Source organism: Streptomyces sp. NPDC051907, assembly GCF_040681075.1.
Lineage (GTDB): Bacteria > Actinomycetota > Actinomycetes > Streptomycetales > Streptomycetaceae > Streptomyces.
This window is the reverse complement of record NZ_JBFAYB010000064.1, coordinates 40580-51446: the sequence shown is the minus strand read 5'-3', so window position 1 is coordinate 51446 and position 10867 is coordinate 40580. Positions and strand designations below refer to the sequence as shown.

9 protein-coding genes are annotated in these 10867 nt (G+C 73.6%); 4 read left to right on the top strand and 5 right to left on the bottom strand.

The window, feature by feature from the left end:
* Positions 1 to 126: 126 nt before the first annotated feature.
* The 5 genes from AB0M39_RS28110 to AB0M39_RS28090 all read right to left on the bottom strand — a co-directional run bounded on the left by AB0M39_RS28110 (position 127) and on the right by AB0M39_RS28090 (position 5356).
* Entirely contained in the window at positions 127 to 1422 is a 1296-nt protein-coding gene (locus AB0M39_RS28110) for an ROK family transcriptional regulator (protein ID WP_365368719.1), read from the bottom strand.
* A 46-nt stretch (positions 1423 to 1468) separates the two neighbouring features.
* Positions 1469 to 2920 (bottom strand): FAD-dependent monooxygenase, encoded by a 1452-nt coding sequence (locus AB0M39_RS28105; protein ID WP_365368718.1) that lies wholly within the window; start codon positions 2918 to 2920, stop codon positions 1469 to 1471.
* Positions 2917 to 4104 carry an MAB_1171c family putative transporter gene (locus AB0M39_RS28100; RefSeq protein ID WP_365368717.1) on the bottom strand — a complete coding sequence of 396 codons (1188 nt, stop codon included), beginning with the start codon at positions 4102 to 4104 and terminating at the stop codon, positions 2917 to 2919. The genes AB0M39_RS28105 and AB0M39_RS28100 overlap by 4 nt, the downstream gene beginning before the upstream one ends.
* Before the next feature lie 4 nt (positions 4105 to 4108).
* Positions 4109 to 4639 carry a toxin-antitoxin system, toxin component gene (locus AB0M39_RS28095; protein WP_365368720.1) on the bottom strand — a complete coding sequence of 177 codons (531 nt, stop codon included), beginning with the start codon at positions 4637 to 4639 and terminating at the stop codon, positions 4109 to 4111.
* An 81-nt stretch (positions 4640 to 4720) separates the two neighbouring features.
* Positions 4721 to 5356 (bottom strand): helix-turn-helix transcriptional regulator, encoded by a 636-nt coding sequence (locus tag AB0M39_RS28090; protein ID WP_365368716.1) that lies wholly within the window; start codon positions 5354 to 5356, stop codon positions 4721 to 4723.
* 253 nt (positions 5357 to 5609) lie between these two features.
* On the opposite strand from AB0M39_RS28090, the gene AB0M39_RS28085 reads away from it, so the two are divergent.
* The 4 genes from AB0M39_RS28085 (at position 5610) to AB0M39_RS28070 (ending at position 10839) form a co-directional block, all read left to right on the top strand.
* Positions 5610 to 6761: a helix-turn-helix domain-containing protein gene (locus tag AB0M39_RS28085; RefSeq protein ID WP_365368715.1), complete on the top strand. Its 1152-nt coding sequence runs from the start codon at positions 5610 to 5612 to the stop codon at positions 6759 to 6761.
* A 369-nt stretch (positions 6762 to 7130) separates the two neighbouring features.
* Positions 7131 to 8603 (top strand): M20/M25/M40 family metallo-hydrolase, encoded by a 1473-nt coding sequence (locus AB0M39_RS28080; protein ID WP_365368714.1) that lies wholly within the window; start codon positions 7131 to 7133, stop codon positions 8601 to 8603.
* Between the two features lie 157 nt (positions 8604 to 8760).
* Positions 8761 to 10581 (top strand): glycoside hydrolase family 15 protein, encoded by a 1821-nt coding sequence (locus tag AB0M39_RS28075; RefSeq protein ID WP_365368713.1) that lies wholly within the window; start codon positions 8761 to 8763, stop codon positions 10579 to 10581.
* A gap of 102 nt (positions 10582 to 10683) precedes the next feature.
* Positions 10684 to 10839 (top strand): hypothetical protein, encoded by a 156-nt coding sequence (locus tag AB0M39_RS28070; RefSeq protein ID WP_365368712.1) that lies wholly within the window; start codon positions 10684 to 10686, stop codon positions 10837 to 10839.
* The last annotated feature ends 28 nt before the right edge of the window (positions 10840 to 10867 follow it).

The window sequence follows — 10867 nt, the reverse complement described above, 5'->3', positions numbered from 1 at the left end:
CTTCGACGTGCGCCACGCGGCGCTCCGCCCCGTACCGCGCGCCTCCCGCGCCGGCGGCGCTCGGATCGCCTCAAGCGCCGGCGGGGCTGGGATCGCCTCAAGCGCCGGCGGGGCTGAGGGGGCGCCTCAAACTTCCCCAGACTTCGTCCCGTTCGCGTACGACGCTGGGTCCGTCAGGGCGTCCTGGACCACCAGGGCCGCCCCGCCTCTCGCCGCGTCCGCCGTCGGGGAAGACGCGCGCAGGCGGGGCGAGGACGGGGGCCAGAGGCCGGAGACCACGCGGGTCGACAGTTCCTCGGACGCCGGCGGGGAGAGCCAGGGCAGCAGCGGGCGGTAGACGCCGCCGAGGACGACCGCCTGCGGGTCGAAGAGGTTCACCGCGTCCGACAGGACCCGCCCCAGCATCAGGCCCGCCTGGCCGAGCGCCGTCACCGCGCGGTCCTCGCCCGCGGCGGCGCGGCGCTCCAGCTCGGCCATGCCCGGCGCGCCCGCGTTCTCGTCGATGCCCGCCGCGCGCAGGAGCGCCGACTGGCCGGCGTACTGCTCGAGGCAGCCCCGGGACCCGCAGCGGCACTGAGGGCCGTCCGCGGACGCCACCACATGCCCGATCTCGCCGGCGAAGCCGTGCGCGCCGCGCAGCAGCTCCCCGCCGACCACCAGCGCGCCGCCGACGCCGATCTCGCCCGACAGATACAGGAAGCTGCGCACCTCGCCGAGCCCGCCGAACCACAGCTCGGCCAGCGCCGCGAGGTTGGCCTCGTTCTCGGAGCGCACTGGCAGGGCGGCCCGGCCCGGACGCAGCGCCGCGAGGGCCTCGGCGAAGGGGCTCTCCGCCTCCACATGGGTCCAGCCCAGATTGGGGGCCTGGCGGACGCATCCCCGGGAGACGAGCCCCGGCAGCGCCAACTGCGCGCCCACCGGACGCAGTTCCTGCTCCTCGGCCGACGCCAGCGCCCGCGCGGCGATGCCCGCGGCCCGCCCGAGCACCTGCGCCGGCGGCGCGCCCCGGTTGTCGAGGTGCTCCACCAGGCGCACCCGGTCGGTGCCCGCAAGGTCCACCACGCAGACCGACACATAGTCGACGTTGATCTCGACGCCGAGACCCGCGACGCCGGTGCGGGCCACCTTCAGCACCGTCCCGGGCCGGCCGGCCTGGCCGCTGAACGTCTTGCCGGACTCGGAGAGGAAGCCGCTCTCCAGCAGCTGCTCCACCAGCGAGGAGACGGCGGCGCGGGTCAGCCCCACGCGCGCGGCGACGCCCGCGCGGGTCGCCTCGCCCTCGTCGCGCACAGCCCGCAGCACCAGGCTGAGATTGTGCCGCCGCACCGTCTCGCGGTCCGCCTTGCGCTCCAGCGGCGCGGACCTGCCCGCCCCGCCGCCGGGGCGGGCGCCCGCGTGGCTGTCTCTGTCGTTGCCGTTCATCTCGCCGTCGAGCCTAGGCGACGACGGCGGGCGACCTCACCCGCCCTCACGCGTCCGCGGGGTCGGTCTCGCGCTCGGTGCGGGGCTCCTTGGCGATGCGCAGCTCTTCGTCCGTCAGCGGCGGCCCGGGCAGCTGCGGCAGCTTCGGCCCGCGCAGCACGGCCAGCACGATCTCCGGCTTGAGCAGCGACGTCGTCGGCGCCGACAGCGTCATCACGTCGAACAGCGCCTTGGCGACCAGGGGGCGTCCCGTGGCGGTCAGCATCAGCCGGTCGACATAGCGGCGCAGCACCTTCGCCGCCGACGGGGGCTGCCGGCCGATCGCCCCCGGGTAGAGGATGTCCTGCCCGGTCGCCAGGTCCCACGCCGTGGAGACCGGTCCCGCCACCGCGCGCTGCACCGTGCGGGCCAGGCCCGGCGAGGCGATGCCGTGCTTGTCCAGCGCCCCGCGCAGCGCCAGCACGCCCTGGGCCGCGACCGACATCCCGTGGCCGTACACCGGGTTGTAGGTGGCGACGGCGTCGCCGATCGCGACGAAGCCCTCGGGCCAGGCGGCGACCTTCTCGTAGAAGCGCCGGCGGTTGACGGTGCTGCGGGAGACCACCACGTCGGTGAGCGGCTCGGCGTGCGCGATGAGCTCGCCCACGATCGGATGGCGGACCGAGCGGGCGAAGTCCTCGAACTCGGCCGCCGAGCTGGTCGGCTGGCCGCCCCGGGTGCCGGAGAGCGTCACCAGCCACCGGCCGCCCTCGATCGGCACGATCGTCGCCGTCTGCCCCGGCCGGGGCTCGCGCGCGTCGGACTGCACATTGACCACCGGATACTCCCGCGAGCCCTCCGGCGCCCGGAAGACACGGCTGGCGTACGCGAGACCGGAGTCGACCTTCTCCTCCTCGACGGCCGGCACGCCCAGCGAGCGCAGCCACTCGGGCGCGCGCGAGCCGCGCCCGCTCGCGTCGACGGTGAAGTCGGCCTCCAGCACCTGCTCGTGGCCGTCCTCGGAGCGCACGGCGACCCCCGTGACCCGGGCGGCGGATCCGCGCAGGCCCAGCAGCTCGGTGCGCCCGAGCACGGTGACGTTCGGGCGGGCGGCGACCTCCTGGCGTACCGCCCAGTCCAGCAGGTCGCGGCTGCAGGAGATCAGGAACTGCATCTGAGGCCAGCGGCGGAACCAGCCCTGCGCCGACATCGAGACCAGTCCCGTCGGCAGCGGGATGCGGCGCGCGCCCGCGGCGAGCCAGCGGTCGGTGACGCCGGGCAGCAGAGACTCCATGGCGCGCGCCCCGCCCGACCACAGCAGGTGCGCGTGGTGCGCCTGGGGAAGGCTTCTGCGCGCGGCGGGGCCCTCGGGCAGCGCGTCCCGTTCGACGACGGTGACCTCGTCGGCGTACTCGCTCAGTACGGCGGCCGCGAGCATGCCGGCCAGCCCACCGCCGATCACGACGGCCCGGCGCGGGGCCGGGCGGGGGCTGGGGCTTGTTCTCACGGGATCGCTCATGGGGAGCCGCTCTCTGACCTGGCCGCACTCCGGCGGGCTGCTTCAACGACGGGGGATTGACGCAGCGCGAGGGACATGCGCACCAGATCGCGCGGTCCTTCGGCTGCATCGGGGCGGTACGCCTGTGCCGAGCTTATGATCTTCCCTTCCGGGTCGGCCGATCGGGCCCGCAGGGCGGCGGCGACCATGGCGGCGTCGGCGATCGCCTGTGCCTGCTGGTGATCGGATCCCGTGTCGATCGCCGCCTGGTAGGCGCCGGCGCGCAGCTCGGGGTCGAAGTAGGGGTCGAGGTTGAGCATGCCGTCGTGGATGTCCGACTCGCGCTGGGTGACCCTGAGGTCCGCGGGCGACCACCAGGAGATCCGCACCGACGGCGAGCCGTTCGGCACGGCGGTGCGCAGCTCGCGCCAGAGCGCGCCCAGCTGCCAGTACGTCGACCAGGTGTACCAGCTGTCCGAGAGCCGCCGGCCGACCAGCGGCAGAATGAAGCCGACCGCGCTGAACAGCGCGCCCGCGGAGGCCAGCGGCGGCGCCAGGGAGCTGCTCAGCCAGTCCCAGTCCAGGCCGGCCCAACGGGCGGCGACGGCGCTGGACTTGGAGACTCCGTAGCCGAGGTTGAACAGCGAGCCGACGACGATGGTCACCAGGCCGCACCGGAGCCAGCCGTGCACCTGGAGGGACCAGCGCCAGCACAGGGCGGTCATGCCCACGGCGGCGACGGAGTGCGCCGCGAGATAGAGCACGATCATCTCGCGGATGTAGGGCGTGTTGGCGTAGTACGTGTCCAGGTCGCGCAGCCGCTCGACGGGCGCGTCGCCGAGCAGGAACATCACCACCAGCGCGGCGGCCGTCACTCCGTAGCCGACGACCACCCGGCGCGAGATCAGCCGGGTCTCCTCGGGCGGCCCGCCGCGCCAGTTGACCAGGAGCACCAGGCAGGACCCGCTGAAGGCGGTGAGGATCGCATAGACCAGCGGCCCGGAGAAGTTGGGGACGCCGGTGAGGCGGTTGACCTCGGCGATGGTGGGCGGCGCGGCGAAGAAGAAGGTGGAGGCGGCGAGCACGAGCAGGGCGCAGACCGAGCGGAGCAGCGGGTCGCGCCAGTCGCGGCGCATCCCCGGCAGCTTGAACGCGAGTGCGATTCCCAGCGCGGCGGCAGGGATGTAGTAGTCCGGACCGTTCACTCAGTCAGCCCTGTGGCCCGCGGTATCCCAAGGACGCCTCGATCCGGCCCGCGAGCCCGTCCGCCGGCGCCCGGCCGCGGCCGGCGCCGCCGGCCAGCCAGGAGCGGCACTTGCTGCCCAGCAGCAGTCCGAAGCTCTCCGCGTCGTTCTCCTCGGCCTGGTCCGAGCGGGTCCGGGCCGCGACCTTGAGCACGGTCGCCTGGAGGTCGGCCTCGTCCGACAGGAGCCGCGCGGCGACGGCCGCGCCGTCCACGTGGTGGCTGCAGTGGCCGGCCTTCATATGCCACAGCTCATGGCCGAGAATCACCAGCTGATGGCTGGGCGTGGTGCGCTCCTCGATGACGATCAGGTCCTGGTCGGCCATGTCCAGCCAGAGACCGCTGGCCGTGCCCGGAGGGAACGAGGCCATGCGGTACCTGACCGGCCGGCCGCGGCGCCTGCTCATGCCCCGGCACAGGGCGGCGTAGAGATCGGCGGGCTCCGCGGGCGCGGGCAGATCGATTTCGGCGACCAGCTCGCCGCACAGCCGACGCATCTCTTTGCCTATGCTCACCGTTCTCCTCTCCCCGCCCGCGCCCGTGCGGACACCTGCGGATCCAACCCTGGCCGGAAGACGTCAGGGGTCCGTCGGCTTCACGCTCTCCAGGAGCATGTCGAGCCACTCGGTGACCTTGTCCCGGTGCTTGTCGGTGGGCAGTTGGGCCGCGCGCCAGGCGATGCCCCGCACGCCGTGGTCCTGCAGCAGGCGCTCGAGCGGATCGCCGTCGCCGCCGGCGTAGTCGTGGAGCAGCGACTGCTCGGTGCGCTGCAGGGCGCCGTCGAGCGCCTCGGCGTCCTCGGCGGTGAGGAAGCCGGCGTGGACCTTGAAGAAGCGCTGGATCGCGTCGCAGTGCTCCATGGTCGGCCGGCGGTCTCCGTTGATGAGCGCGCCCGCCTGCTGGCGGGACATGCCGGCGCCGTCGGCGATCTCCTGCTGGGTGTAGCGGCGGCCGTTGGGCTTGAGCCGCGTTCTTCGCAGCAGGTCGAAGCGCTGTACGAAGCGCGCCTGGAGGTCGGGCTCGCCGGCGCGGCGGCCCTGGAGCAGATCGCCGACCACGTCGGCGGGGACGCCCGAGGCGTCGGAGAGGTGGTGCACGTCGAAGACCTCGCCCTGGGGGACCCCGAGCCTGTCCGCGAGTTCGGCGAGGCGGGCGACGGAAGCCGCCAGTGGGCTTGCGGCCGTCGGGCCCGGAACCGAGAAGCCGTCTGTCACCAGTAGGTCTCCTAGATCACGAGAGGTCGCTCCGCCACAGTTGGCTGCCCGGAGATTAACCAATGGATAGGAATGCAGCCAGGTCTTGCCACAGCTGTGGCGCGAATTAAGCGCTCAGCGGCGTGGAATGCCACGATAGTTGACATGGCCGCTCTCGCGGTAGCAGGATCGCCAACGCGGTTGAAGATCGAACGGGCGCTGCCGCGGCGGGACTTCGAGAAGGGTGGCGTTCTCGATGACACATGAGGCGGGCTTGGAACGGCCTGGTGTCCACGGACGTCGGGGGTGTGCCGGCACGAAGCGCGGCACGCTGCGGGCGAGACGGCTCGCCGACGTCCTGCGGCGTCGCCGGGACGAGCTGGGCCTGAGCGCGGAGGACGTGGCCGCGCGCCTGGGGATCACCCCGTACGCGTACGGATCATGGGAACGCTCGCCGGCCCATGAGTGGACCGACGAGACGCTCGCCGCGCTGGCCGCGGCCCTCGAGATGAGCGCCCAGCAGAGCGGCTGGCTCTTCCGCCTCGCCGTCGACCGCGACCCGCCGAGAGCCGCGTGGAGCACGCCGCTGCGGCCCTCGGGCCCGGTGCCTCCGTCGGGTCCGGTACGGCCCCCGGGGCCGGCGCGCCCGACCGGCCCGACGCGCCCCTCCGGGCCCGCGTTCCCCGCCGTGCCGGCGCGCCCCCGGGTGCCCGCCGCGGGCGCCTCGCCCACGCTCGCAAGCGTTCCCGCTCGTGTTCCCTCTGCCGTGCCGCTGCGCCCGGCGGCCCCCGTCGAGCGCGCCGCCACGGCGCCGGCGGACGCCGACACGCAGGCCTACCTGCGCGACTACGCCACGATGATGGACGCCATGCCGATGCCGTCCCTGCTCTTCGACCCGGGCTGGGACGTGGCCCACGCCAACCCCGCCTTCGACGCGCTGTTCCAGGGCGTCGGACCGCACCCCACCGCGATGCCGGCGCAGAACTTCCTGCGGTTCGTGCTCTTCCACCCGGACGCCGCCTCGGTGCTCGGCGAGCACGAGACCAGCTGGTGCCTGCCGTTGATGGCGCAGCTGGCCGCCGCCCTGGACTGCGAGGACGGGGACGGCGACGGGGGGCTTCAGGCCATTCGCGACGAGATCGCCCAGGACCCGATCATGGACGCGGCCTACCGGTGCGGGCTGCCGCACTGGATGCGGGCCATGGGCGCCGCGGCCATCCACCACGACGGGGCCGTACGGCCGCTGCGCCACCCCGACCCGCGCTGGGGGCGCACGGACTGCCGGATCGTCGACGAGACGCCCAAGACCCTTCAGGACAGGGGGTTCACACGGATGACGCTGGTACTGCGCGACACCCGCTCGGCCGGCGGCTCGACCCGGGTGCGGCGCGGCAAGTCGCATCTGCGGGCTGTCTCCGGAGGCTGAACCGGGCGTACGAGCGGCCCGGCGGACCGGGGCGTACGAGCGGCGCGGCGGACCGGGGCGTACGAGCGGCGCGGCGGACCGGGGCGTACGAGCGGCGCGGCGCTGTCCGAGGGTCCCGGCGAACGGCTTCCTCGGGCCGAGGCGAGGCTGCCGCCCTGGGTTCTCTCGCTCTCCGTCCGGTCTCGTAGGTCCGCCGAACCGGACCTGAAGGCGTCCTGTCGGGCTTCAGCGGAGATCCACTGCCCGTCCGCCGACCGGCAGCCGCCGGGCCGACGCTCAGAACCCGCGCTCCGGGCCGGGCGAGCCGAATCGGCCTGCGGCCGAACCGCCCGCTTGTCAGGCGTTGGCGCGCCCATGAACATGTCCCGCATGTCGCAGCCGACCCCGCAGCCCGCCGACGACGAGACCCCGAGCACCCCTCGCGCGGACCGCAGAACCGTGCTGTCGGCCGCCGCGACCGCGGCCCTCGGGGCCGCTCTGGGAGGCGCCAGCGCAACGCCCACAGCCGCCGCCCCGGGCGCCGCGGAGCCCGCGTACGCGCCCCGGCGCCTGCCCGCCACCGTCCAGTCGCCCTCCCACGAACTGCGCGCCCTCCTGGGGGAGATCGACCGCGACCGCATCGAGGCGACTGTGCGCACCCTCGCCGCGTTCGGCACGCGCCACACCCTCTCCAGCCAGGACGACCCGAAGCGCGGCATCGGCGCCGCCCGCGACTGGATCCACGCCGAGCTGAAGACGTACGCGGCCCGCAGCGGCGGCAGGATGACCGTGGAGCTGCAGAGCTACGTCCAGGCGCCGGCGCCCCGCATCCCCGTGCCGACGCGTATCGCCAACGTCGTGGCGACCCTGCGCGGCTCGGCCGCCCCGGACCGCGTCTACGTCGTCTCCGGGCACTACGACTCGCGCGCGAGCGACGTCATGGACGCCGTCTCCGACGCGCCCGGGGCCGACGACGACGCCTCGGGGGTCGCCGTCGCCATGGAGCTCGCCCGCGTCATGGCCGTGCGCCGGCCCGCCGCTACGATCGTGTTCGCCGCCGTCGCGGGCGAGGAGCAGGGCATGTTCGGCGCGGCCCATATGGCGCAGGCGTTCAAGACGGCCGGAGCGGACGTGCAGGCGATGTTCACCGCCGACATCGTCGGCAGCCCGACGGCCGACGACGGCGCGCGCAACCCGTTCACGGTCCGGCTCTTCGCCGAGGGCGTCCCCACCTCCGAGACCCCCGAGCAGGCCGCGGCCCGCCGCTCGGTGGGCGGCGAGAACGACTCGCCCTCCCGTCAGCTCGCCCGCTTCGTGCGCGACGTCGCCGACAACGACGCCACCGGCATGCATGTGCGCGTCGTCTACCGGCGCGACCGCTATCTGCGCGGCGGCGACCACATCCCGTTCCTCGAACGGGGCTTCCCCGCAGCCCGGTTCACCGAGCCCGCCGAGGACTTCGCGCACCAGCACCAGGACGTGCGGGTCGTCGACGGCAAGCAGTACGGCGATCTGCCGCGGTTCTGCGACTTCGGGTACATCGCCCGCGTCGCCAAGGTCAACGGCGCCGCCCTGTGGACCCTCGCCCAGGCGCCCGGCACGCCCAGAGGCGCGAAGATCCTCGCCGGCGCGCCGACCAACGCCACCCAACTGGTCTGGGAGCGCGGCACGGAGGCCGACCTCGCCGGATACGAGGTGGTGTGGCGCGAGACCACCGCGCCGGAGTGGACCCATGTCATCCGCGTCGGCGACGTCTGCGCCCACACCGTGGACCTCTCCAAGGACAACGTCTTCTTCGGGGTCCGCGCCGTCAACCGGGCCGGGCAGTGCAGCCCGGTGGCCTTCCCGCTGCCCCAGCGCTGAACGGAGGACCTCTCCCGCCGACCCTCGACCGGCGCCCGCACCCGACCAGCCGAGACTCGAGGCGCCACGCGTAACGTGCCCGAATCCTCCGCGCCTGTGCGGGGGAGACGGGGGTCCGCCTCCGGACGACGGCGGCGACGGTGTTCCGGGAGTTCGTGTGGCTGCGCTCATCGAGGACTATGCACTGATCGGGGACATGCAGACCGCGGCCCTGATCGCCAGGGACGGATCGGTCGACTGGTTCTGTCTCCCGCGCTTCGACTCGCCCGCGGTCTTCGCCGGGCTGCTCGGCACGGAGGACCACGGATTCTGGCGGCTCGCCCCGGCCGCGCTCCCCGACGGCGGGGGCGGCGCCACCCGCCGGCGCTACCGGGGCGACTCGCTCGTGGTGGAATCGGAGTGGGACACTCCACAGGGCACGGTCCGGCTGATCGACTTCATGCCGCCCAGAGCGGCAGGCCGGGGTCGTCCAGATGTCGCACCCACACTCGTACGAATAGTGGAGGGCGTCTCTGGGCGCGTCCGGATGAGCTCCGCGCTGCGGATGCGGTTCAGCTATGGCCGCATCGTCCCCTGGGTCCAGCGCGAGCACGGAGCGCACGGACGCGACCGCCTCGTCGCCGTCGCGGGCCCCGACGCGCTATGGCTGGACGCGGACGTCGACACCTATGGCAGCGATCTGACCACCCACGCCGCCTTCAGCGTCGCCGCCGGCGAGCGGGTCGCCATGACCCTGAGCTGGCAGCCCTCCCACGGCGACGCCCCGCCGCGGCCCGACGCGACGCGGCTCCTCGCCGAGACCGAGCGGTTCTGGTCCACCTGGACGAGCCAGTGCAGCTACGCGGGCCCCTGGCGGGAGGCCGTCGTCCGGTCCCTGATCACCCTCAAGGCGCTCACCTACGCCCCGACCGGCGGAATCGTCGCCGCGCCGACCACCTCGCTGCCCGAGGAGATCGGCGGCGTGCGCAACTGGGACTACCGCTACGCCTGGCTGCGCGACGCCGCCATGACCCTCACCGCCCTGCTGCGCACCGGCTACCGCGAGGAGGCCCGCCGCTGGCGCGAGTGGCTGCTCAGAGCCGTGGCCGGGGACGCCCAGAACCTCCAGATCATGTACGGGGTCGCGGGCGAGCGCGAGCTGCCGGAGGCCGAGCTGCCCTGGCTGCCCGGCTACGAGAAGTCCGGCCCGGTCCGCGTCGGCAACGGCGCGGCCGACCAGCTCCAGCTCGACGTCTACGGCGAGGTGGTGGACGCGCTCTGGCTCGGCCAGACCTCTGGCCTGACGCGCGACGACAGCACCCACATCCTGCAGATGAAGCTCATGAACTACCTGGAGTCCAACTGGCGCGAGCCCGACGAGGGGATCTGGGAAGTCCGCGGTCCGCGCCGCCACTTCGTCCACTCCAAGGTCATGACCTGGGTCGCCGCCGACCGGACCGTGCGCCGGCTCAGCAGGCTGCAGCTGGAGAGCCCCGTGCAGCGATGGCGCGCCCTGCGCGAGGAGATACACCGCGACGTCTGCGCGAACGGCTACGACCCCGAGCGCAACACCTTCACCCAGCACTACGGCTCCCGCGAGCTGGACGCCTCGCTGCTGCTCATCCCGCAGATGGGCTTCCTGCCGCCCGGCGACCCACGGGTGGTGGGCACCGTCGAGGCCGTCCAGCGGGAGCTGTGCGACGACGGCTTCGTACGGCGCTATCCGGTCCCGGACGGCGGGTCGGACGCCGTCGGCGGGGACGGACTGCCCGGCGGCGAGGGCGTCTTCCTGGCCTGCTCGTTCTGGCTCGCCCACGACCTGGCGCTGATCGGGCGCCGGGACGAGGCACGCCAGCTGTTCGAGCGGCTGCTGGCCCTGCGCACCGACCTCGGGCTGCTGGCCGAGGAGTGGGACACCCGGCGCGGCCGGCTCGTGGGGAACTTCCCGCAGGCCTTCAGCCATGTGCCGCTGATCGACACGGCGCTGCGGCTGTCCTGAGCAGCCTTTCCCCGGGTGGGGCCGGGCGCTTAGAGCGATCGTCGACCGGCCCGGCGCACAGTTGCGCGGCAGTCGCGATTCCGCACAGAACGGAGAGCAGCCATGCCGTGGTCCCTGCGAAGGTTTCTTGTCGTCAAAGTCCTGCATCCGGTGGGCCGAGCGCTGATCGCGTACGGCATGTACTGGGTGTGGATTCCAGGCGTCCGCCAGGAGGAGATCCTGACGAGCGGTCTCTTCGAGCACCCCGACAGCAGGTGAGGTTCGCGCCGTTTTCACCTACGTCCAC